This window comes from Xanthomonas sp. NCPPB 3583 (assembly GCF_041475715.2).
In the GTDB taxonomy this organism is placed as follows: Bacteria; Pseudomonadota; Gammaproteobacteria; order Xanthomonadales; family Xanthomonadaceae; genus Xanthomonas; species Xanthomonas euvesicatoria.
Window position 1 is genome coordinate 627,275 of sequence record NZ_CM191263.1, and the last position, 22,309, is coordinate 649,583.

The following is a 22,309-nucleotide window of genomic DNA, read 5'->3' on the forward strand; positions in this document are numbered from 1 at the left end:
AGGCCGCACCTCATGCCGTGGCTGCCGCCTGCGCGCATCGCGGCGAGCAGGCTTGCATGGCGTGGCGCTGCGCCCAAAACCTGGCGAGCGATCATGCTGCTGGATGTGCACGGCGTGCGTGCAACCGTTCGTACGCGTGATCCCTGCCATCGCGGGCAGCGGCCGCGTCCGCCTGGCGGTTTTCGTTAACCGTTCTTATTGCTGCAACTCCAGCAGCCACAGCGTGCTGCCGCCAGTGATGAACAACCGCCGTTGCTCCAGGTCGAAGGTGCAGTTGGACGCCGTGGCCGGTGTCGGCACCAGGCCGAGGTATTGGCCATCGGTGTCGAAGACGCACACGCCCGCGCCGGAGCTGCTCCATAGCCAGCCCTGGCGGTCCACGCAAAAGCCATCCGGCAGGCCGTCCGGCACCACCGCGAAGCGGCGCCGGTTGTGCAATGCGCCATCGCGCCAGTCGAAGGCGGTGATCTCCGGCGAGGTCGGGCCACCTTCGGGCGTCTGCGAGACGTACAGCACGCGTTCGTCGGGGGAGAACGCCAGCCCGTTGGGGTGATCCAGGCCGACCATGCACTGCAGGGCACCGCCATCGGGCGGCAGCCGGTAGACGCCGTGATGGTCCAGCTCCTGTGGGCCCGGGCAGCCCTGGCTGGGCTTGAGCAGCCCGAACGGCGGGTCGGTGAACCAGATCGCGCCGTCGTGCGCCACGATCAGATCGTTGGGCGAATTGAGCCGTTTGCCCTCGAACCGCCCGACCAGCAGATGCGCCCGGCCATCGACATCGCTACGGGTGATCGCGCGGCGCCCGTGTTCGCAGTGCACCAGTCGCTGTTGCGCATCCACCGCATTGCCATTGGTGAAGGCGGTGGCATCCAGCAGCACGTCCACCGCGCCGTCCTCGCGCCAGCCAAGCACGCGGCGGCCGACCACATCGCTCCAGACCAGCGTGCGCTGCGCCTCCCACCAGGCTGGCCCCTCGCTCCAGGTCGCCTGGTCGTAGAGGGTCAGCAGGCGCGCGTTGCCCAGGCGCGCCGCCAGCCCGGCGTGGCGCGTGGCGGGGGGCGGGCACTCGGCCGGCCGGGCGGCGCCGGGCGCGCGGACGCGGCAGTGGCGGTCCATCAGCGCGGCGCCGGATGGCCGAACGGATGCGCGGTGGCCGCGCCCGGCGATTGCGCAAACTGCACCATCATCTGCAGGCAAGGTTCATCGCCCAACTGGCCGGAGCGATGGCCGCGCTGATCGGTGGTGCCCTGGTCCTGGCCGAAATGGATGTCGCCAGGACCCATTTCCACGCGTGTGCCGTCGCCGGTTTCGATGAACCAGCGGCCACGCAACGGAATCACCCATTGCGGGTGCGGGCTCTCATGCCAGTCGCCGACCCAGCCTACCGGCAGCACCGCGAACTGGATGCCGAGCACCTCGCCGGGAAACGGGCGCAACCACTGCGGTGCGGCACCGCCACCCACGCTCTTGCGACCGAAGCCGGGCAATTGCGAGAGGTTGAGGCAGCTGTTGCCATCCGGCCCGGTCCATAGATGCAGAAAGGGCAGGCTGGGCGGCAGCGCAGGATCGTTGCCATCGGTCTGGAGCGGAATCTGCGAGGGCAGCAAGTGGGCAGGCAAGGGGGTGGACGACATGGCGGGACCTCGTGCGAAAGCCGCAGTGCAGCATGGCTGTCGTCAGGGCTGCGTAAGCGAGATGTTCAAGGCGGCGAAATGCTGCACGCTCTGTTGCAGTCACCCTGCGGGATCTCGCGCATGCGTGTACTCCCTGCGTGGCGGGGATGCCAAAATCCGGTCATGCCGATGCCGACCGTTTCCATGTCTCCTGCGCTCACCGCCCTGATCGAGCGGGCCGTGGCGCGTGTTCGTCAATCATTGCCTGTCGAGCAGGCGTGGCCGGGCGGCGCGTTCGATCGGCAGCTTGCGCAGGTCGCACTGGCCAGCGAGTTCGCGCTCGATACCTTGGCGCGGCAATCGGCGTTGCTGCAGCACCTGGCCCAACCCGATCCGCCGCCACTGCCACTGCCGCAGCTGGATCCAGCCCAGCCACCGCTGTGGCCTGCCCAATTGCGACGCTATCGCAGCGCCGAGTCCACGCGCCTGGTCTGGCGCGATGTGCTCGGTCTGGACAGCGTCGAAGCCACCCTGGCCGGCGCCACCCGGCTGGCCGAGCACTGCCTGCAATGCGGCCTGCAAGCGCTGGAGCAGCAGTTCCACACCCGCCACGGCAAGGTCGTTGCTGCAGACGGCAGCGTGCAGCGCCTGGTGGTGTTCGGGCTGGGCAAGCTGGGCGGTGGCGAGCTGAATTTTTCCTCGGACGTGGATCTGGTGTACGCCTATCCGCAGGGCGGCCAATCCGATGGCGCGCGTCCATTGGCAGCAGAAGAGTATTTCGCGCGATTGGGCCAGCAGTTGGCCAGGTTGCTGGACGAAACCACGGCCGACGGCTTCAGCCATCGCGTGGATCTGCGCCTGCGTCCATTCGGCACCGCCGGCCGCGTGGCGTTGTCGTTCGCCGGCATGGACCAGTATTTCCAGCGCGAAGGTCGCGATTGGGAGCGCTATGCCTGGCTCAAGGCGCGCGCGGTGGCTGGCGATATCGACGCCGGCGAAGCCTGGCTGGAAACGCTGCGCCCCTTCGTCTACCGGCGGTATCTGGACTTCACCGCACTGGATGGCTTGCGCGAAATGAAGGCCGCCATCACCGCCGAAGTGGCGCGGCACGATCGTCTGGACGACATCAAGCGCGGGCCCGGCGGGATTCGCGAAATCGAGTTCCTGGCCCAATCGCTGCAGCTGATTCGTGGTGGACGCGAACCGAGTCTGCGCGAACGCCGGCTGCTGCCCGCGCTTCAGGCGCTGGTGGCCGCAGGCCAGATCGACCAGGAGAACGGCCAGGCGCTGTCGACGGCGTATCGTTTTCTACGCCGGCTGGAAAATCGCCTGCAGATGTTGCGCGATGCGCAGACCCACGCATTGCCGCAGGCGCCGCTGGATCGCGAGCGCATTGCGTTGGGCCTTGGGTATGCGGATTGGTCGGCATTGCTGGACGCGCTGGCACCGCAGCGCACACGCGTGGCCGCGGAATTCGCCGAACTGCTGGCCCCGCGCGTGCGCGCCACCGCACCGGACGCGCTTGCCGATTACTGGCGCGCGCTGCCGGAAGGCGATGCTGCGCCGTTGGCGGGGATTGGCTTGCACGATCCCGATGGCGCGCATCAGGCGCTGGCCGATTTCGCGCAGTCTTCCGGCGTGCGCGCGCTGTCCGATAGCGCGCGTGCGCGGCTGGATCGGGTGATGCCGGCACTGCTGCACGCGGCCACCCGCGCCAGCCAGCCCGACGCGGCAGTGCGTCGCATGCTCGGCCTGCTGCAGGCCACCTTGCGCCGCACCAGCTATCTGGCCTTGCTCGACGAGCAACCCAGCGCGCTTGCCCGCCTGGTCGATGTGCTCTCGCGCAGCGCGCTGCTGGCCGAGCGGCTGGCGGCGTATCCGCTGCTGCTGGACGAATTGCTCGACACCCGCATCAGCGGCCCGCTACCGGATCGCGCAGCGTTGCACGCGGCCTGCGCCGAGACCTTGCACATCGACGACACCGAAGCGGCGCTGCGTGAACTCAACGAGCGCCGGCTGGCACTGAGCTTCCGTATTGCGCTGGCCACGCTGGATGGCCGCCAGCAGGCGGTGGAGAGCACCCGGCAACTGGCCTGGCTTGCCGAAGCGGTCGTGCAGACCGTGCTGCACCTGGCGCGCAGCGACATGCTGGCCGCGCACGGACACGTGCCTGGCGGCAGCTTCGCCATTGTCGGCTACGGCAGTCTGGGCGGGCTGGAGCTGGGGTTCGGATCGGATCTGGATCTGGTGTTCCTGTACGATCATCCGCCCGAGGTGGACGCCTCCGACGGCAAGCGCCCGCTGGAAGCCGGGCGCTGGTTTGCGCGGCTTGCGCAGAAAGTGATGGCATTGCTGGCTGCCGAGACCGGCGCCGGCCGGCTGTACGACATCGATGTGCGACTGCGCCCGGATGGCGGCAAGGGCGCACTGGTGTCCTCGCTGGCCAGTTACCGCGACTACCAGCGCGATCGCGCCTGGACCTGGGAGCATCAGGCCCTGGTGCGTGCACGCGCGGTGGCCGGCGACGCGGCGCTTTGCGACGCGTTTGCCCACGTGCGTCGCGACACGCTGATGCGGGTGCGCGACACCGCGCAGTTGCACGAAGACGTGCGCAAGATGCGGGCGCGCATGCGCGCCGAACTGGATCGCAGCGATGCCGGCAGGCTGGATCTCAAGCAGGGCGCTGGCGGCCTGGTGGATCTGGAATTCGTGCTGCAGGCCGGCGTGCTCGGGCTGGCAGCGCAGCAGCCGCAGCTGCTGGACGCCTGCGACACGCCAGCGTTGATCGACGCACTGGCGCGCACGCACTGGCTCCCGGACGAGAGCGGCGCACCACTGCATCAGGCGCACGCAACGCTGGTCGATGCCGGCCTGAGCTGCACGCTGGACCGCCGCCCACGCCTGCTCGCACCGACGCCGGCCATCCAGCAGGCGCGCGGCATCATCTTCAACGCAGCACGTGGGCAGGGCCTGACGTTTCCGCTGGGCAAGGATGAAACAGCGCTGTAAGGGCCCTGGTGAGTGCGCCGCTTTCGATGCAGCTGCGGCAAACGGCGGCAACGGTGCCTGGCTGTCCTGGCGGAAAGCCCCGCATCCATGCGCGTCATGCGTTCTACCGACGCGGCGCACTCCGCCACAGCAGGGCGCGAAACGGGCCGAGCAGGAACACGCCCATGCCCAGTTTTACCGCCAGATCGCCTGCGGCCCAGCTGACCCACGGCAGGCTCGCGCCGGCAAACGCAATGCTCCAGAAGATGGTGGTATCCAGGGTGGCGCTGCAGGTGGTGGCCACGATCGGCGCGCGCCACCAGCTGCCATCGCGCAGGCGGTCGAACACGCTGATGTCCAGCAATTGCGCGGCGATGAAAGCGCTGCACGAGGCCACCGCGATGCGGGGCGTCGCCAGCCAGATCGACAGCAGCACCGCCAGCGCGAACCCGCACCAGGCAACGTGGCGCGCAGCGCGTGGACCGAAGCGGCGGTTGATCAGGTTGCTGACCAGAAACGCCAGCGGGTAGGAGAACGCACCCCAGGTCAGCCAGTCGTTGATCGGGTATTGCACCAGGATGTTGGACAGCAGGACCACCGCGCCCATTGCCAACACCGCCCAGATCAATGCGCGAGAGGTGAGCGGGGCAAAGGCAGGTGGCGAGGCAGGACGCATGGCGACACGGTTGATTGGGCGCGCAATTATCGCTTCGAGGGCAGGGCTGGACCAGCGCAGCGATGCGCGCCCCGACCACGGCGCCGCTGCGCGAAGACCCCTTCCCGTATCGCGCAGGCGCCTGGCGCCGGACCGTGCCTGTATCATCGGCGGCGACGACCGAGCGCGTGCGCACATCGCGGCCGCAATACAAAAGCGCCTGCGTTCGTGGCGGCGGCGGCGCTCGGCAGCATCGTCGGCATGCGATGTGCAGAGCGGGGCAAGCCTGCGCCCCGACATCGGGTCGTCATCGGTGACGCGTGCACATGACGCCTGACCGGCGGCATCGGCAGCACGCGGTGATCGCAAAGCAGGCGGCAGCCTCGACGCAGGAACTGCGGTGATGAGCGGGCGCAGGTGCGCGCAATGGGCGCTTGCATGTACTCGCGGCAACGGCGCGCACCTTGAGGCAGCCACGCGCGGCGAGCTGGCACGCAGCGGCACCTGCTGCCGCAGGCGCGCGCACCTCGCTGATGGCGACACAACCTCGCCCGCTGGCATTTCAGCGGTAGACATCGCACGTATCGTCCCGGCTCCCGACCCGCCGTCTGAGTGATGGCAACCCTTGCAAGCCGCGCGACCTGCCGATGCCGATGGAGATAGCCGCCGAATGTGCAGTGTCGCGATGGTGCACCGGCAGCGCTCGGCCTTGCCGTGGTCTGTGTCAGCGGCCAGCCGCGTGGATCGCGGCCCGCGCGGCCATCGATCGCAGCCGGCATCTGTGTCCTGTTTCCGTGTCGACATGATCGCGCCGGTGGTCGCGAGCGGTCGTGCACGTCCCTGCGATGCCATTCGGCCTCGCTCACTGCTGTGCCCCCTGGAGAGATCCATGCTTACTCGCATCCGCTGTCGGCCGCTGCTGGCTGCCGTGCTGTCCGCTTCGCTGTTGGCCTTCGGTAGCGCCAACGCTGCCACCACCGTCCCCGATGCCCGGATTGACGCGATCACGGCCAGCTTGCGCACAGCGCCCGTGTCCTTCGACGTGCATCTGCCACCACGCGACCAAGTGGCCCTGAACGCCCTGCTGGCCGACATCCAGGACCCGCTGTCGCCGCAGTACCACAAGTGGCTGTCGGCGGCCGAATTCCAGCGGCGTTTTGGTCCGGCGCCTGCGCAGCTCGCGCAGGTACGCGCCGCCCTGCAGGCCGCACACATGACCGTGGTGCAGCAAGGGCCAACCCTGCATGTCAGCGCGAATGCCGACAGCGTGGAGCGGTTGTTTGCCGCGCCGCTGGTGGCTGATCTGAACGCCGGCCAGCAGGTACGCCTGGCGGCTGCCGCTCCGCTGCAGCTGCCGGCCGCGCTGCGTGCCAACGGTGTCACCGTCACCGGCCTGAGCCGCGGGCTGCCGGCGGCGCGCATGGACTCGCGCATGCTGGCCGGCACGCCCGGCAACCGCACCGGTGATGGCACCACCAGCTATTGGTACAACGATCTCAAGCAGGCCTACGGCTATCCTTCCTACCAGACGATGATCGGTGCGCCAGGCAAGCAACAGCGGCTCGACGGTAGCGGCAGCACGATCGCCGTCCTGATCGGCAGCGACGTGCTGGATACGGACATTGCCGCGATGTTCGACCACGAGCGCTTCAGCCGCTATGCCGGCAACCATGCCAACCCGACACTGTATGCACGCCGCTATGTGGCCGGGGCCAAGCCCGGGGTGCAGGACGGCAATCGCGCTGCGGTGCGCGAGGCCACGCTCGATGTGGACATGGCACTCGGCGGCGCACCGGGCGCGCACGTGCTGCTGTACGTGATCCCCGATCTGTCCATCGATTCCATCCTGGCCGGCTACCGGCAGATCGTGCAGGACAATGAGGCGGACGTGGTCAGCTCCTCGTTCGGGTTCTGCGAACAGATCTTCACCGCGGCCTATAACGGCAAGGACGCCACTTCCATCCTTGGCCTGTTCGATTCGGTCTTCAAGCAAGGCAACGCGCAGGGCATCAGCTTCGTCGCCTCCAGCGGCGACAATGCCGGCCTGGATTGCCCGGACACGCAATACCTGGTGGAAGGCAAGAACGGCCGATACGTCCCCAGCGTGCATTGGCCCGCCGCCGATGCGCATGTCACCGCGGTCGGTGGCGGCAACCTGCTCACTGCCTACAAGAAGGGCAGCCTGGATTCGAGCTACCTCAGCGAAAGCGCGTTTGCCGACCCGTTGCAGGCCGAGGACCCGTATGGCGTCGGCGCGCTGCTCAGCGGCGGCTACTGGGGTGCCGGTGGCGGCGTCAGCACGCTGTTCCAGCGTCCGGCATATCAGCTGCGCGCGCTGGGCGGCACGCGCACCTCGATGCGCGCATTGCCCGATGTCGGCATGTTGGTCGGCGGCTGCCCGGGAATCGCCGTGCATCCCTGTCAGCAGGGCACAAGCTCGGTGTCCATCTACGTGGCCGGTGCCATCACCAAGGTGATCGGCACCAGCGTGGCGGCGCCGGAGTTCGCCAGCGTGGCCGCGTTGCTGGTGCAGAAGCAGGGCCGGCAGGGCAATCTCAACGATTACCTGTATCGCCTGGCCGCCAACGGCCCGCAGGCCTATCACCGCGGCATTCCCGGCAACAACGGGGTCGTCGGCAACGACGTGCCGATCGCCGGCAAGTACAACTACACCACCGGCTTGGGAACCCCGGTCGTGCGGCTGATGATCGGCGCGCTGGATGCGGCGCCTGCCGGCATTCCGCGTTCTCCCAGCAATCCGTAAACGCAGCGCGGTTGGAGGCATCGGCGTCGTGGCAACGCCGCCGATGCAACGACGATCGCGCTGCGCTCGATCAGAGGTGGCCCGGCCTGCGGCGCAGGGCGTGCACGTCACCAGGTCTGGCTGCTGCCGTATGCGGCGGCCGCTTCTGTCGGTACGAACGCCAACGCCTGGCCTTGTTCCGCATGCACGGTCCAGCCGCTGCCTGCGGGGCTAGGTTGGAACGTCACCATTTCGCCGACGTGGAAGCCTGCGACGGGGTCGTCCTGGCGTGCCTGCCATTGCAGCACTGCGGTGTTCTCGGCATGTTGCGGGTCCTGCAGGCGCACTTGGCGTGCACCCGCAGGCAGGGTGTCGACGGCTTGCACGCGCATTGGCGGCAGCTTGCCCGCGCGTGCCTCGCGGCGTGATTCGGCCACTGTATTAGATGCAGCAACGGGTGCGGAAAACACAGAGCCCGCCACACCGGACGCGATCAGCACTGGCATGGCGAGCGACAGCGCCGAATAGAACTCGGATTTTTCGCCGGGTGTGGTCGCTTCACCGGCGTGTGCGCAGGGCAATGTCAAGGCGGCGAACAGGCATGCGCTGGCAGCGAGAAAAGAACGGGCATGCATCATGGTGTTGCTCCAGGAGTAGGGGCGGCGCGTGCAATCGACAGTTCCTTGTCCACCGCGTCGCGCTGATGCAGGAAGTCGAATACCGATTCGACCGTGACCACCGAATAGTTACCGGACACACGTTCGCTCACAGGATGATCGGTGACCGCCGCATTGGCGGCGACAAAGCGCGCGCCGATGCGCTGGCTCAGGTCCAGATGCAGGGCGCTTGGGTGATAGCGCGCGGTGCGCAGCCATGCCTGTGCATCACCGCTGTTGGCAATCGCGACCGCCGGTTGCGCGTCGGCCGCCAGCGCGACGGCCAGCACTTCCAGCACCCATTGGTTGGAGTTTTGATAGTCGGTGGAAAACGGATACGCCACGATGCTGTAACGCGTTTCATGCAGGCGGTGCGCAAGATCGCCACTGCCAGTCAATCGCGCGTACAGACGTTGCTGCAGTGCCTGGGTGGGAATGCCCACGCGCAGATCGCTGCTCAACGCGCTTTCGCCGATGAAGTTGCTCAGGCCTTCCTGGTAAAGCTGTGACGCATCGCTCTTGCAGCGATTGAGCAGGTGGCGCACCCGCCAGCCGCCATCATCGTCGCGCACGGCAAATGCCAGGTGGCTATGTTTGAGGCCGTAGCGGCTTAGATCCTGGCCGCCGCGCGCCAGCAGCACCACCTTGGCATCGGGCAACGCATCCAGCGCCTGCGCGGTGGAGGTGGCCATGTCGAACATCGCGGCAGCGGCGTGCGGCGTGGGATAACGCGGCACGCAACGCGGTGTTGTTGCGGTGGCCGCCAGCGGTAATGCGGCCAGTACCAGCAGCGCAATTGCCTTGCGCCGGGTTTGCCGCATCCATCGCGCGTTGATCGTCCCTGTCATGCACATCGTCCTTGTCTCGCTGGCCCGCTGGCGGGCGTTGGGTTATGGCAGCAGGCGCGCGCGTACCTGCATGGCGATGCGCTCGGTTTCGCGCACAGGAACGATATCGACAGCGCTGGCGAGAACTTCATCGACTAAGCGCAAGCGCTGGCGTTGCCGCAACGCTTGCAAATAGGTGTCAACGCGCCCACGTGCCTGCTCGCCGAACGCGGCAGCGACCGGTACGCGGGTGGCACAGGCTTCGGAGAGCAGATTGACCGAATCGGCGCTGGCCACGATGGCATCGGCCCAGCCGAGCAGTCCAGCGTAGGGGTTCGGCCCATCGCGCTCATCGCACCACAGCAGATGCGGCAGGCCGGCGCAGGCCGCGCGCAGCGTTGCGAGTGCATCGCCCGGTGTGCGGCGCGAGGTGGTCACCAGCAGGCTGCCGCCCAGCGCGCGCAGTTGGGCGCTCACGCGCGTGCACAGCGCCGCCAGCGCCTGTGGCGTCCACGGCACCTGGGCGGTGGGGCCACCGACCAGCAGCGCCAGCCGCGGGCCCGGCAAGCCGCCCAAGGCGGGGAAGGCGGCCCGCCCGGCCGCCAGCCACGCATCGTCCACCGGGTGCAGGCTGCCGAGCAGGGTGAGCACGTTGCTGCCGCGCAGTGCATCGTGCTCGGGCACCACCAGCAGGTCCCAGTGCCGCGGGTCCAGCCGCGGATCCAGGATCTGCACGCTGCGGCTGCCGTGGGCACGCAGCAACCGGGTGGCCAGCGCCGCCTGCCTGCCGCAGCCGATGGCCAGCGCCGGGGGCTGCTGCAGTTGCCGGGCAAATGCCGCGCCAAACGCCTGCCGTGCGCCGGGGAGCCGCCGCGGCGCCGCCCAACGCCACGGCGCGTTGGTCTGCAGGTGCAGTGGCTGGTAGGCAGCGGGCTGCAATGCACGCGCCAGCGCCTCGGCCTGGCGCGCATTGCCGGCACGGCCGTCGCTCAGTGCCCAGGTCAGCCCCATCGTTTCAGATCCGACATAGATTTGTTTCAGATTGAACGCGTGTGGCGGCAATCGCGCCACTCTACACTGCGGGTCTTCACACTGGCGCCGACGCCGCAGCCTACCGTCGCACCACCCCTTCCTCTGGAGTGCTCATGTCCGACTCGCTCAATGCCGCCGCACTGGATCAGCTGTTCCGCACCGCCCGCACGCAAAATGCGTTTGCCGACACGCCGGTCAGCCACGAGGTGCTGCGTGAGCTGTATGAGCTGGTGAAGTGGGGACCCACCGCGGCCAATAGCGGCCCGGCGCGCTTTGTGTTCGTGACCAGCGCCGAAGGCAAGGCCAAGCTCAAGCCGGCGCTGTCGGAGGGCAATGCCGCCAAGACCCTGGCCGCGCCGGTGACGGTGATCGTGGCGCACGACGAAGACTTCCACGAGAAGCTGCCGTACCTGTTCCCGCATGCCGACGCCAAGAGCTGGTTCGACGGCCCGCGCGAGGGCCGCACCGAATCGGCGTTCCGCAATGGCTCGCTGCAGGGCGCCTACCTGATCCTGGCCGCGCGTGCGCTGGGACTGGACGCCGGCCCGATGTCCGGCTTCGACAACGCCAAGGTGGATGCGGCGTTCTTTGCCGGCACGCCGATCAAGTCCAACTTCCTGGTCAATCTTGGCTATGGCGACCCGGCCGGGCTGTTCCCGCGTTCGCCACGCCTGAGCTTCGACGAAGCGGCGCGCTTCGAGTAAGGCGATGCATGCGTGCCGGCTGCCGCGCAGCGCCGTGGACGGCGTGCGTCGGCCCGGCACACCGCGTGTGCCTGCCGCGTCAAGCGACGCAGTTGGCCGTTCGCCTGACGATCGCTTGATCTGGCTCGCCGTGTCGACGTACATGGTGTCTTGCGTTTCCTGCAGTCCTCGTCCGTCTGCATCTGTCCCACCCGCGTTGATCCGACGCGTCTCTCATCCCATGGAGTTCCAATGAAGACCACCCACAAGCTGTTGCTGCCGCTCGCCCTGACCCTGGCCATTGCCGCCTGCTCCAAGCCGGCCGAGAACACTGCCGCTCCGGCCGCCGAAACCCCGGCGGCGGCCACCGCACCGGCCGACGCCGCTGCTGCGCCGGCACCTGCACCGGCGGCTGCCGCCTCGACCGCCCCGGCCGTGGAAGTGGCGTCGGGCACCTACACCCTGGACCCGTCGCACACCGACGTGCTGGCGCAGTGGAGCCATTTCGGTTTCTCCAACCCGAGCGCGCACTTCGGCAATGTCGACGGCACCCTGGTGTACGACGCGGCCGACGTGACCAAGTCCACCGTGCAGGTCACCCTGCCGCTGTCCGGCTTGAACAGCTTCACCGCCAAGTTCGACGAACACCTCAAGAGCGGTGATTTCTTCGACGCGGCCAAGTTCCCGACCGCCACCTTCAAGAGCACCAAGGTGGAAGCGGCCGGCACCAACAAGCTGACCGTCACCGGCGACCTGACCATCAAGGGTCAGACCAAGCCGGTCGTGCTGGACGTCACCCTCAACGGTGCCGGCGAGCACCCGATGAAGAAGGTGCCGGCCGCCGGTTTCGACGCCACCACCACCATCAAGCGCAGCGATTTCGGCCTGGGCCAGTACGCCCCGAACGTCAGCGACGAAGTGAAGATCCGCATCACCACCGAAGCCCTGCAGGCCAAGGCGGGCGATGCTGCGGCGAAGGATGCCGCTGCCAAGTAAGCGATCTGGCTGCTGTCCAGGCAAAGGCCCGCTTCGGCGGGCCTTTGTCGTTGAGGGTAACGGCCAAGTGAGATGCCGTCGGGCGTGGTCACGTCATGTTGGGGCGGCCTGCGTGCCGGGCGAATCCTGGGAAACACCGCCGCTCACGGCATCGCCGGCAGCGTGGACTGCGTTGACCGTGGCATCGGCAAACAGGTGGCCGCCGCGACGTTTGGCAAACCTGGCGCCGCTGCACTGTCTCGACAGATCGCGCCATCGCCATCGCCGCGAATCAACGGCCGGGCGCAACGCGCGGCAACGGAGTTGCGGCTGTCATCCACGCGTCATCCGGTCCACGCAGGCTGGGCGCATTTTTCTGGAGCGGTGATGTCTGTCGTGCGCTTGGGTAGATTGTTGCCGCTGTTCCGGCAAGGGCAGCCATTGCGCCACCGCGATGTCCGGCCTCGCGGCACGCGCACCGTTGGCGCGCGTTCCACCCATGCACCGCGGTATGCCGGTCAGCCTGGACGCGGGAGAGTGCTCGCGTTGTCGGCAACGTTATGAGGCAAGCCATGCACAATCGCTCTTTTGCCGGAACGATGCGGCACGCACTGCTCGGTCTGGCGCTCTGCCTGCCGATGGCAAAACCGCTCGTGGCAAAAGAGACCGCCGCTGCAACCGCGCACCTGCGCCTGACCATCGTGCTGGTGCGGCATGGCATCCGTGCACCGACCCAGCCCGGCAGCGAGCTGGATCGCTACAGCGCGCAGCCATGGCCGCACTGGCCGGTGGCCACGGGCCAGCTGACGCCGCACGGACGAGCCGGCATGCAGGCGCTGGGCGCACGTTATCGCGCGTTATTCGCGCCGCCGCTCGGACTGGCGGCCAGTGGCTGCGCGGGCACCGAACAGATCGTCACCATCGCCGACAGTACCGCCCGCAACCACGCCAGCGCGCAGGCGCTGCTGCAGGGCATGGCGCCGGGCTGCGCAGTGCACTACCAGGCCCTGCCGGAGGGCGAGCGCACTGTATTGTTCGATGGCGGCAAGGCGCCCACGCCGCCGGTGCGGCTGGAAGCTGAGACGCGCGCGCAGCTGGCGCACTTGCAGGCGGTGTTGAGTGCCTGCCAGCACGGACGCTGCGCCACGCCGCCGCCTACCCGCCTGCTCTACGAGCCGGCCACGCGCGACGGCTCGCCGGCCGCGGCCAGCACCCTGAAGCTGGCCGGCGGACTGGCCGAGAACCTGATGCTGGAAGACATCGAAGGCTTCGATGCGGCGCAGCTGGGCTGGGGCCGTGTGGATCGCGCCGCAGTGGCGCAATTGATTGCCCTGCACAACACCTCGTTCGCCCAGAGCAAGCGTCCGTTGCCGGTTGCCACGGCGGCGGCATCCAACCTGCTCGCGCATCTTCTGGCCACCGTGCAGGCCGCGGTCGGGCAGACGCCGTCGGTAGCGGCATTGGCGCCGCCTTCCACGCGTCTGCTGGTGCTGGTGGGACACGACACTACCTTGGCCACGCTCGGTGGACTGCTCGGCGTGCAGTGGCATCGCAGCGATCGCCCCGACGACTATCCGCCCGGCGGTGCGCTGGTGCTGGATGTGTTCGAAGGCGACGGCATGCCGTTGCTGCGCGTGCGGACCTTGATGCCCAGCCTGGCGGCGTTGCGCAGCGGGCGCTTCGACGGCGATGCGCTGGCCTCGTCCACACTGGTATTGCCCGGTTGCCACGGTCAGGCCTTGTGTCCATTGCCGGTTGCGTTGGCCTGGCTGCGCACGCGCATCGATCCGACGCAGGTGCAAGTGGCGTTGCCGGCCATGCAGTCCTGGCCGGCGTCACCGTAGCGCATGTCATGCGCGGCGAGTGCGCAAGAAGCGGCTTAGTGACGCGTTGAGAGCCGACGCGCCTTGCGTGCACGCAGGGCAATCACTCCTCGCCGTGCTCGCCGCGCGCCTTCCAATAGCCTTTTGCGCGCACCGAATCCTTGTCCACGCCCAGGTGGTCTTCGAGGAATTTGCGCATGGCGCGCGCGCGCATCGATTCGGCGCCGATCCAGTAGAACGTGTCGCCATCCTCTGGCTCGTAGTCGCGCAGGCTGTCTTCCAGCAGGGTGCTGCTGGCGGCATCGAAGCCATTGCGCTCCAGCCAGTTCACCCGCACCTCGGCCGCGCTGAGCAGCTCCTGCCGCTCGGCGGCATCGGCGATCTCGATGAATACCTGCGCGTGCATGTCGGCGGGCATCGCTTCGAGCCAGCGGCCGATCGCCGGCAGCGCGGTTTCGTCGCCGATCAACACGTAGTGGTCGTAGTCATCGGTAACCAGGAACGAGCCGCGCGGGCCGCCCAGTTTCAGTGGATCGCCGGGCTGTGCGCGCGCGGCCCAACCGGACGCCACGCCCTCGCCGTGCAACACGAAGTCGATGCTCAACTCGCCGCTCTGCGGATCGAAATCGCGCGGCGTGTAGTCGCGCGCCGGCGAAGGCAGCGCGCCTTCTTCGTAGCGCGGGCCTTCCGGCGTCATGGTCGGCAGGACGAAGGCGCCGTCGGCGTTGGGAAAGAACAGTTTGACGTGATCGTCCGGCGCATCGCTTTGAAAGCCGGCCAGGTCGCTGCCGCCGAACACGATACGGCGCATGTGCGGGGTGATCGCTTCGCAACGCAGCACCTGCACGGAACGCAGGCGTGGGTCGCGACGGAGTTGGGTATTGGTGTGTGCAGCCATGGGATGCAATTCCTGGAGTGCCGCACGGATGCGCGGCGGTGCGGGGGAAGAGGGAGCGTTACGAAATCAATGCGTGATCAGTCAATAACGTGGTGAGTGGCGATCGGCCATGCTGGTGTGCTGTCATCCAGCGCAATGGCGTGGTCTTCAGCTCTACGGGAGAAGTGCCCGCAGGGGGCAGAGGAGGGGGCGTGTGAAGCTGCATGCAATTGCATCGCTTCACCTCGAACCGGGGCAGCGGGGGCGTTGTATCGCCCTGCGCGGTTCGCAGATCGCTGTCGGGCCGAGCCCAGGTGCTACCCACACCCGCTCAGTCGTCGTCGCGCTCCATGCCGTCGGCGGCGGCGTTGAGTAATGCAGCAATTCGCGCGGTTTCTGTCTCGCTCCATTGCCCATGGCGCGCGAACAAGCCATGTTTGATGCGATGAATCGCCTCGCGAATCGGGGCCGGCGTTTGCGACTTGATCAGCTCACGCGCGCGCCGATGGGTGCGGGCCAGTGCGGCATCGAGCGCATCGCGTTGCTGTGCAACGTAGTCGCTGCCAGCGGCAGTGACCTGATAGCGCTTGCGGCCGGCATCCAGATCGGTGTGCACCCAGCCGGCGGCCTCCAGTTGCGCCAGCGCCGGATAAATCGCCCCGGCGCTGGGCGTGTACAGCCCTTTGAAGAGGGCGGCGATCTGCCGCATCAGCTCATAGCCATGGCACGGGCGCTCGGCAATCAGCGCCAGCAGCAGCAGGCGCAGATCGCCGTGCTCCAGCGGGCGCACACGTGCGCCGGCACCGCGCGCGCGGGCAGATGCCGCATCGAGATCGGCCGTTGGCCTGACGGGCGGGCGCTGTTTCATTCGATATATCGAATCATGGAGAAACGATATATCGAAGTGTGTTGACGCGCAAGCGCTCGGCTTGCTGGCGGCTGACGCCTGCCCAGTGGCAAACCCGGATGCTGCAACGCGTCTAGACACCCGTAAATTTCATAATTACGATGTAATTACTTTGACATTACGGGCTCGCCCCGGCGAGGCAGAGGCATGAGTCGACAGTGGGACACCCAGGCCGAAAGCCGGCGTCAGCGTCTGCAGCGGGCCGCCGCGCTGGCGCCGCAGGGTCGCGTGGTGGCTGCCGAGGATGTCGTGGCGTTGCTGGAAGCGGTCATCGAGCCCGGCGACCGTGTGTGCCTGGAGGGCAACAACCAGAAGCAGGCCGATTTCCTGGCGCGGTGCCTTACCGAGGTGGATCCGGCGCGCGTGCATGACCTGCACATGGTGCAATCGGTGTTGTCGCTTGCCGCGCATCTGGACGTATTCGAACGCGGCATCGCCAAGCGCCTGGATTTTTCGTTCTCCGGCCCGCAGGCCGCGCGTCTGGCCGGGCTGGTGAGCGAAGGTCGCATCGAGATCGGCGCCATCCACACCTATCTGGAATTGTTCGGCCGCTACTTCATCGACCTGACCCCGCGCATCGCACTGGTCACCGCGCAGGCGGCCGATCGTCACGGCAATCTCTATACCGGCCCGAATACCGAAGACACGCCGGTGCTCGTGGAGGCCACCGCGTTCAAGGGCGGCATCGTGATCGCGCAGGTCAACGAAATTCTCGACACCCTGCCGCGCGTGGATATTCCCGCCGATTGGGTGGATTTCGTGACCCAGGCGCCCAAGCCCAATTACATCGAACCGTTGTTCACCCGCGACCCGGCGCAGATTTCCGAGATCCAGGTGTTGATGGCGATGATGGCCATCAAGGGCATCTATGCCGAATACGGTGTGGACCGGCTCAATCACGGCATCGGTTTCGACACCGCCGCGATCGAACTGTTGCTGCCCACCTACGCCCAATCGCTGGGGCTGAAGGGCAAGATCTGCCGCCATTGGGCGCTCAATCCGCATCCGGCGCTGATCCCGGCCATCGAATCGGGCTTCGTGCAATCGGTGCATTCGTTCGGCTCCGAGCTGGGCATGGAGAACTACATCGCCGCGCGTCCGGATATCTTCTTTACCGGCGCCGACGGCAGCATGCGTTCCAACCGCGCGCTGTCGCAGACCGCCGGGCTGTATGCCTGCGACATGTTCATCGGCTCCACCTTGCAGATCGATCTGCAGGGCAACAGCTCCACCGCCACGCGCGACCGCATCGCCGGTTTCGGCGGCGCGCCCAACATGGGCTCGGATGCGCGCGGTCGCCGGCATGCCAGTGCTGCCTGGCTCAAGGCCGGGCGCGAAGCGGCAACGCCGGGCGAGATGCCGCGCGGGCGCAAGCTGGTGGTGCAGATGGTGGAGACCTTCCGCGAACACATGGCGCCGGCATTCGTCGACAGACTCGACGCCTGGGAACTGGCCGAGCGCGCCAACATGCCGCTGCCGCCGGTGATGATCTACGGCGACGATGTCAGCCACGTATTGACCGAAGAAGGCATCGCCAACCTGCTGTTGTGTCGCACGCCGGAAGAACGCGAACAGGCAATCCGCGGCGTGTCCGGCTATACCGCGGTGGGCCTGGGCCGCGACAAGCGCATGGTCGAAAACCTGCGCGACCGCGGCGTCATCAAGCGGCCGGACGATTTGGGCATTCGCCCGCGCGATGCCACGCGCGACCTGCTTGCAGCGCGCACGGTCAAGGACCTGGTGCGCTGGTCCGGCGGCCTGTACGACCCGCCGAAACGTTTTCGCAATTGGTAAGGGCACAGCATGGAAACCCTGCGATATCGCTTTGATGGACAGCGCGGTGCACGCGCCGGGCTGGAACACGCGCTGGTCGGTGTCGTGGCCTCCGGCAATCTGGAAGTGCTGGTCGAGCGCGTGCCGCTCGAGGGCGCCATGGAGATCGAGATCCTCACCGCCGCACGCGGCTTTGGCGCAATCTGGCAGGCAGTGCTGGACGATTTCGCTGCACGCCATCCACTGCGCGATGTACGCATCAGCATCAACGACGTGGGCGCCACGCCGGCGGTGGTGAGCCTGCGCCTGGAACAAGCGCTGGAAGTGCTGCAGGGAGCTGACGCATGAGCCGCCCGCTCCACTGCGTAGGAGCGCACCCGGGCGCGACAGGCGTTCCCAATAACGCTGCGGTCGCGCCCAGGTGCGCTCCTACGCAAGTCATCGGGAGTCGCACATGAGCACCGTTCCCATGGCCCAGCGCAGCTACTACGAAGCCGATGCCCGCGAACGTATCGAGGGTCTGCTGGATGCCGGCAGCTTTCGCGAATTCGTTGGTCCGCGGCGTCGCTTGATCAGCCCGCACCTGGCACAACTGGACACACCCGGCGCCTTCGACGACGGCATCGTGGTGGGCGAAGGCACTTTGCGCGGCCGCAACGTGTTGATCGCGGCGCAGCAAGGCGCCTTCATGGGCGGCGGCGTGGGCGAAGTGCATGGCGCCAAGCTCACCGGCCTGCTGGAGCGCGCCGCAACCACGCAGCCGGCAGCGGTGCTACTGCTGCTGGACACCGGCGGCGTGCGTCTGCACGAAGCCAATGCAGGGCTCATCGCCATTTCCGAAATCATGCGTGCCACCTTGAGCGCGCGTGCCGCCGGTGTGCCGGTGCTGGCCCTGATCGGCAGCGGCAACGGTGCGTTCGGCGGCATGGGCATCGTGGCGCGCTGCTGCAGCGCGGTGATCATGTCCGAAGAAGGCCGCCTGTCGTTGTCCGGCCCGGACGTGATCGAAACCGTGCGCGGGGTGGAAGAGTTCGACGCGCGCGACCGTGCGCTGGTGTGGCGCATCACCGGCGGCAAACACCGCTACCTGCTTGGCGAAGCCCACACGTTGGTGGCCGATCGCATCGATGCCTTCGCCGATGCAGCGCTGGCCACGCTCGATGCACTCACCGAAGCGACGGGTGAGGCCGCATTGCAGGCGCTGGAGCATGCGCAGCAGCAGTTGACAGCGCGCATCGATGCCTACGGCGATTGCCGCGACGGGCTGGAGATCTGGAAGCGCCAAGGCATCGTCGATGCGCAGCGCCTGCCGCTGCTCGATACCGAGGCCTTTCTTGCCGCGACCGCAGACCGGAGCCTTCCATGGACCTGAGTCACTTGCTCGATCAGCTGTTTCCGCTCGGTCACGCCATCGCGCGCAACGACGATGTGCTGACCGGCAGCGCAACCACCGCCGCCGGCGATGTCACCGTGATCGGTACCGCCAACAAGCTCGAAGTCGGTGTCGATCACGCCTTGGCCCTGGCTGCCACTGTCTTGGCGAGTACCCGCGCATACCCGCAGCGCCCGATCGTGATGCTGGCCGACACCGCCGGGCAGCGGCTGGCACGGCGCGACGAGCTGCTCGGCATCAACGGGTATTTCGCGCACCTGGCGCGTGCGCTGGAGTTGGCACGCACGCGCGGTGCGCGGCTGGTCACACTGGTTTATGGCGAATCGGTCAGCGGTGGATTCCTGTCGTTCGGGCTGATGGCCGACCATATCCATGCATTGCCCGATGCGCAGATCCGGGTCATGGATCTGCGTGCGATGGCACGCGTGACCAAGCAATCGGTCGACACCTTGCAGGCGTTGAGCAAGAGCTCGCCGGTGTTTGCGCCGGGCGTGGAAAATTACGTGCGCATGGGCGCGGTGGAATCGCTGTGGGAAGGCGATCTGGCGCAGGCGCTGCTCGACGCACTGGCCGCGCCGGTCGACGGCGACCAGCGCCGTGCACGCGGCGCGCAACGCGGCGGGCGCACGCTGGCGCGCGATGTCGCCAGCGCCGTGGCTGCGGGCGAGGCCTGAGCATGGCCGGCCGCCACGCTCTGGTGTGGTTGCGCGAAGATGCGCAGTGGCAGGCCGTCACGCCTGGCGCGCAGCCACGGCTGCGGCAGTGGTTCGCGGCCGGCCTGCCAGCGGTAGTGGCGCGTGGCGATGGCAGTCAGGCACCCGGCAGCGTTCGGCTTGGCGTGCCGCTGCCGCCCAGCGAAGGCAAGCAGCGTTTGGCCCTGCAGGCGCACGTGGCCGATATCGCACGCTGCACTGCCCCGCTGACACTGGATGCGGTGACGCCACAGGCGCCTGTCGCGGTGCAGCCGGTACTGCAGGCCCTGCTCGCTCAAGCGCGCGCACATGCGTTGCGCCCGCACGTCTTCGGCAGCTTTGCCTGGCACGCCCTGACCGGCCTGACGTATGTGCACGCGCAATCGGATCTGGATCTGCTGTGGCCCATCGGAACGCCAGAGCAAGCACGCGCGCTGGTCACGCTGCTGCAGCGCTGGGAGCAGCAGCACGGGCTGCGTGCCGATGGCGAACTGCTGTTGCCCGAAGACAACGCGGTGAACTGGCGCGAGTACGCCGGCACTGCGCAACAGGTGTTGGTGAAATCCAACCAGGACTGCCGGTTATTGCCGCGTGCTGCGCTGTTTCCGATCCGGAATGCGGCATGAGCGCACAGCTGCAGCAAACCTGGGTTGCCGGTGCGCCTGCACTGCCGCGCGATGCTGCCTACCAGCTCGCACGTCTGGCGGTTGGCGCCCTGCATGCAGAGCTGGCCTGCGCGCCCAAGCCGGGCTTGGTGACGCCGTTCGACAGCGGCAGCCACACCGACATGGATGCCGCCACCTTCATGCGTAGCCTGTTCGCCTTGCGTGGCTATTTTGTCGCCATTGCCCAGGCCGGCATCGACCATGCGCCATTCGAGCGGCTCCGCGAGCTGGGTATCGGGGCCGAGTCCGCGATGTTGCGCGCTACCCGTGGCATCAATACGCATCGCGGCGCGGTTTTCAGTCTTGGCCTGCTCACTGCGCAGGCTGCACGCCTGTGGGTTGTGCAGCGGCGGCGACCTACTGCAGAACAGGTCTGCAATGGCGTACGCGCCTGGCGCGATGCATTGCAGGCTGCACCGTTGGATCCGCACAGCCATGGCCAGCGGGTGCGTGCGCAGTACCGCATCAGTGGCGTGCGCGAACACGCCGCGGCAGGGTATCCGGTGCTGCGCGAGATCGCCCTGCCTGCGTTGCGTACCGCGCTTGCGGGGGGCGCCACGCGTGAAGCGGCGTTGGTGCAGACCTTGATGCAGCTCATCGCCCAGGTGGACGATCTCAATCTTTTGCATCGTGGCGGGGCGGAGGGCCTGGCATTCGCCAAGGCGCAGGCGGCAGCCTTCCTTGCCGACGGCGGCGTTGCGCACCCGCAGTGGCGCGCGCAGTTGCATGCCATCGGCCAGCAGTTTGTCGCGCGTCGCCTGAGCCCTGGCGGCAGCGCGGATCTGCTGGCCTGTGCATGGTTCCTGCATCGGCAGGAGCTGGCATGAGCCGCGTTTGCTCGCTGGCTGCAGAACATGTGGTGCATGCGCAGGCGCACTGCCGCGGCGTTGTGCTCATCGGCGCAACGCCGGCTGGCCTGCCCGCCGTCGCAACATACGTCGCACATTGCTCCTCAGTCGACCTTCGCATCCAGGTGTCTCGCCACATCGCTTGCAATACGGAACACGGCAGCATGCGCGCAAGGCATTTCTGCAAAAACGGTCAGGTCACCGCATGAGCCTGGCCGTGCTCTGCCCCGGCCAAGGCGGCCAACATGCCGAGATGTTCGCGCGTGTCGGCGATGCGCCCGCGGTAGCCGCTGTCCTCGCCAGCGCACAGCGCGTGCTTGGCGCCGCACCACGAACACTGGCCGCAGATCCGGACCGCTACGCCAATGCCATCGCACAGCCACTGGTCTGCGCCGGTACGCTGGCGCACTGGCAGGTGCTACATGCGCAACTTCCCACGCCGCTGATGGTGCTCGGCTATAGCGTTGGCGAGCTTGCCGCCCATGCGGTGGCCTGCAGCATGTCCATCGACACCTGCCTGCAGCTGGCAGCGACGCGCGCCCGGTTGATGGATGCGGCCAGCCCGCAGCAGGCAGGGCTGATGGCGGTGGTCGGTGTGCCCTTACGCGGCCTGGAGACGCTGTGCCACACGCACGGCGCAGCGCTCGCCATCATCAACGGCGACGATCATGCCGTACTCGGCGGCCCGCGCACTGCATTGCAGGCGCTTGGCGAGGCTGCCAGCGCACAAGGTGCGCGCGTCACGCTGCTGCCGGTCAGCGTGCCGGCGCACACGCCGTGGTTGAGCGCGGCTGCCGAAGGCTTTGCCATTGAACTGGCAACCGCAGACCTCGTCGCGCCCAAGCTGCGCGTCTTGGCAGGCATCGATGCGCGTGCGGTCGGTACGCACGCCCTGGTGGTCGACTCGCTGTCCAGGCAGATCGCGCAGACCGTGCGTTGGTACGACGTGCTGGTGCAAGCCGCCGAGCGCGGCGCACGCGTGTTTCTCGAACTCGGCCCCGGCAGCGCATTGGCGCGGATGGCGCGCGAGGTGCTGCCGGCATGCGAAGCGCGCTCGGTGGACGAATTCCACAGCACTCAGGGTGTTCTCGAATGGGTCACGGCTGCGTGCGAGCGCGCGGCATGACGGTCCGGCAGGTGCTGCACACGGTGTGACCCC

The 22,309-nt window shown here is 67.6% G+C and carries 21 protein-coding genes and 1 pseudogene; 14 read left to right on the forward strand and 8 right to left on the reverse strand.

From position 1 onward, the window contains the following. Nucleotides 1–195: 195 nt before the first annotated feature. Both ACCQ07_RS02745 and ACCQ07_RS02750 read right to left on the reverse strand, forming a co-directional pair. Nucleotides 196–1,116: an SMP-30/gluconolactonase/LRE family protein gene (locus tag ACCQ07_RS02745; RefSeq protein WP_011346216.1), complete on the reverse strand. Its 921-nt coding sequence runs from the start codon at nucleotides 1,114–1,116 to the stop codon at nucleotides 196–198. Further along, entirely contained in the window at nucleotides 1,116–1,634 is a 519-nt protein-coding gene (locus ACCQ07_RS02750) for a cupin domain-containing protein (protein ID WP_277572958.1), read from the reverse strand. Before ACCQ07_RS02750 ends, ACCQ07_RS02745 begins: the two co-directional genes overlap by 1 nt. Before the next feature lie 162 nt (nucleotides 1,635–1,796). Here ACCQ07_RS02750 and glnE point away from each other — a divergent pair, with 162 nt between their 5' ends. Then, nucleotides 1,797–4,622 (forward strand): bifunctional [glutamate--ammonia ligase]-adenylyl-L-tyrosine phosphorylase/[glutamate--ammonia-ligase] adenylyltransferase, encoded by a 2,826-nt coding sequence (glnE, locus tag ACCQ07_RS02755; RefSeq protein ID WP_372165103.1) that lies wholly within the window; start codon nucleotides 1,797–1,799, stop codon nucleotides 4,620–4,622. Nucleotides 4,623–4,725: 103 nt separating this feature from the next. On the opposite strand, the gene ACCQ07_RS02760 is transcribed toward glnE, so the two are convergent. Further along, nucleotides 4,726–5,277 carry a VUT family protein gene (locus tag ACCQ07_RS02760; RefSeq protein WP_127167675.1) on the reverse strand — a complete coding sequence of 184 codons (552 nt, stop codon included), beginning with the start codon at nucleotides 5,275–5,277 and terminating at the stop codon, nucleotides 4,726–4,728. A gap of 781 nt (nucleotides 5,278–6,058) precedes the next feature. Here ACCQ07_RS02760 and ACCQ07_RS02765 point away from each other — a divergent pair. Next, complete coding sequence (locus ACCQ07_RS02765; protein ID WP_031420874.1) at nucleotides 6,059–8,020, forward strand: S53 family peptidase; 1,962 nt, start codon at nucleotides 6,059–6,061, stop codon at nucleotides 8,018–8,020. A 107-nt stretch (nucleotides 8,021–8,127) separates the two neighbouring features. On the opposite strand, the gene ACCQ07_RS02770 is transcribed toward ACCQ07_RS02765, so the two are convergent. From ACCQ07_RS02770 to ACCQ07_RS02780, 3 genes are read right to left on the reverse strand one after another with little or no spacing between them, the layout of a single operon-like run. Continuing rightward, the gene (locus tag ACCQ07_RS02770) at nucleotides 8,128–8,637 is read right to left on the reverse strand and encodes a hypothetical protein (RefSeq protein ID WP_372173279.1); all 510 of its coding nucleotides are present in this window, start codon (nucleotides 8,635–8,637) and stop codon (nucleotides 8,128–8,130) included. Next, nucleotides 8,634–9,503 carry a DUF2145 domain-containing protein gene (locus tag ACCQ07_RS02775; RefSeq protein ID WP_014089236.1) on the reverse strand — a complete coding sequence of 290 codons (870 nt, stop codon included), beginning with the start codon at nucleotides 9,501–9,503 and terminating at the stop codon, nucleotides 8,634–8,636. Before ACCQ07_RS02775 ends, ACCQ07_RS02770 begins: the two co-directional genes overlap by 4 nt. Before the next feature lie 42 nt (nucleotides 9,504–9,545). Continuing rightward, complete coding sequence (locus tag ACCQ07_RS02780; RefSeq protein WP_029818534.1) at nucleotides 9,546–10,493, reverse strand: mitochondrial fission ELM1 family protein; 948 nt, start codon at nucleotides 10,491–10,493, stop codon at nucleotides 9,546–9,548. A gap of 134 nt (nucleotides 10,494–10,627) precedes the next feature. On the opposite strand from ACCQ07_RS02780, the gene ACCQ07_RS02785 reads away from it, so the two are divergent. The 4 genes and pseudogenes from ACCQ07_RS02785 to ACCQ07_RS02800 all read left to right on the forward strand — a co-directional run bounded on the left by ACCQ07_RS02785 (nucleotide 10,628) and on the right by ACCQ07_RS02800 (nucleotide 14,016). Beyond that, on the forward strand, nucleotides 10,628–11,218 hold the full coding sequence (locus ACCQ07_RS02785; RefSeq protein ID WP_008571724.1) for a malonic semialdehyde reductase: 591 nt from the start codon (nucleotides 10,628–10,630) through the stop codon (nucleotides 11,216–11,218). A 231-nt stretch (nucleotides 11,219–11,449) separates the two neighbouring features. Further along, nucleotides 11,450–12,193 carry a YceI family protein gene (locus ACCQ07_RS02790; protein ID WP_005920166.1) on the forward strand — a complete coding sequence of 248 codons (744 nt, stop codon included), beginning with the start codon at nucleotides 11,450–11,452 and terminating at the stop codon, nucleotides 12,191–12,193. A gap of 126 nt (nucleotides 12,194–12,319) precedes the next feature. Beyond that, nucleotides 12,320–12,560: pseudogene (locus ACCQ07_RS02795) on the forward strand (hypothetical protein). A 184-nt stretch (nucleotides 12,561–12,744) separates the two neighbouring features. Then, entirely contained in the window at nucleotides 12,745–14,016 is a 1,272-nt protein-coding gene (locus ACCQ07_RS02800) for a histidine-type phosphatase (RefSeq protein WP_372165109.1), read from the forward strand. Between the two features lie 82 nt (nucleotides 14,017–14,098). Here ACCQ07_RS02800 and ACCQ07_RS02805 read toward each other — a convergent pair whose 3' ends face one another. Both ACCQ07_RS02805 and ACCQ07_RS02810 read right to left on the reverse strand, forming a co-directional pair. Next, nucleotides 14,099–14,893 (reverse strand): siderophore-interacting protein, encoded by a 795-nt coding sequence (locus ACCQ07_RS02805; RefSeq protein ID WP_372165111.1) that lies wholly within the window; start codon nucleotides 14,891–14,893, stop codon nucleotides 14,099–14,101. 310 nt (nucleotides 14,894–15,203) lie between these two features. After that, on the reverse strand, nucleotides 15,204–15,740 hold the full coding sequence (locus ACCQ07_RS02810) for a PadR family transcriptional regulator (protein WP_071118550.1): 537 nt from the start codon (nucleotides 15,738–15,740) through the stop codon (nucleotides 15,204–15,206). Nucleotides 15,741–15,926: 186 nt separating this feature from the next. Between ACCQ07_RS02810 and mdcA the strand changes: the two genes are divergently transcribed. From mdcA to mdcH, 8 genes are all read left to right on the forward strand, one after another. After that, nucleotides 15,927–17,573, forward strand: a complete 1,647-nt coding sequence (gene mdcA, locus ACCQ07_RS02815; protein WP_014089243.1) for a malonate decarboxylase subunit alpha — start codon at nucleotides 15,927–15,929, stop codon at nucleotides 17,571–17,573. A gap of 9 nt (nucleotides 17,574–17,582) precedes the next feature. Further along, nucleotides 17,583–17,900 (forward strand): malonate decarboxylase acyl carrier protein, encoded by a 318-nt coding sequence (gene mdcC, locus ACCQ07_RS02820; protein ID WP_008577475.1) that lies wholly within the window; start codon nucleotides 17,583–17,585, stop codon nucleotides 17,898–17,900. 121 nt (nucleotides 17,901–18,021) lie between these two features. Further along, nucleotides 18,022–18,924: a biotin-independent malonate decarboxylase subunit beta gene (locus ACCQ07_RS02825; protein WP_372364114.1), complete on the forward strand. Its 903-nt coding sequence runs from the start codon at nucleotides 18,022–18,024 to the stop codon at nucleotides 18,922–18,924. Further along, on the forward strand, nucleotides 18,915–19,619 hold the full coding sequence (gene mdcE / locus ACCQ07_RS02830; RefSeq protein ID WP_008577480.1) for a biotin-independent malonate decarboxylase subunit gamma: 705 nt from the start codon (nucleotides 18,915–18,917) through the stop codon (nucleotides 19,617–19,619). The genes ACCQ07_RS02825 and mdcE overlap by 10 nt, the downstream gene beginning before the upstream one ends. A 2-nt stretch (nucleotides 19,620–19,621) precedes the next feature. Then, nucleotides 19,622–20,263: a malonate decarboxylase holo-[acyl-carrier-protein] synthase gene (mdcG, locus tag ACCQ07_RS02835; protein WP_209261026.1), complete on the forward strand. Its 642-nt coding sequence runs from the start codon at nucleotides 19,622–19,624 to the stop codon at nucleotides 20,261–20,263. Next, the gene (gene mdcB / locus ACCQ07_RS02840; RefSeq protein ID WP_209261025.1) at nucleotides 20,260–21,129 is read left to right on the forward strand and encodes a triphosphoribosyl-dephospho-CoA synthase MdcB; all 870 of its coding nucleotides are present in this window, start codon (nucleotides 20,260–20,262) and stop codon (nucleotides 21,127–21,129) included. The genes mdcG and mdcB overlap by 4 nt, the downstream gene beginning before the upstream one ends. Continuing rightward, the gene (locus tag ACCQ07_RS02845; RefSeq protein ID WP_372363765.1) at nucleotides 21,126–21,359 is read left to right on the forward strand and encodes a hypothetical protein; all 234 of its coding nucleotides are present in this window, start codon (nucleotides 21,126–21,128) and stop codon (nucleotides 21,357–21,359) included. Before mdcB ends, ACCQ07_RS02845 begins: the two co-directional genes overlap by 4 nt. Further along, on the forward strand, nucleotides 21,356–22,276 hold the full coding sequence (gene mdcH, locus ACCQ07_RS02850; protein ID WP_372363766.1) for a malonate decarboxylase subunit epsilon: 921 nt from the start codon (nucleotides 21,356–21,358) through the stop codon (nucleotides 22,274–22,276). Before ACCQ07_RS02845 ends, mdcH begins: the two co-directional genes overlap by 4 nt. The last annotated feature ends 33 nt before the right edge of the window (nucleotides 22,277–22,309 follow it).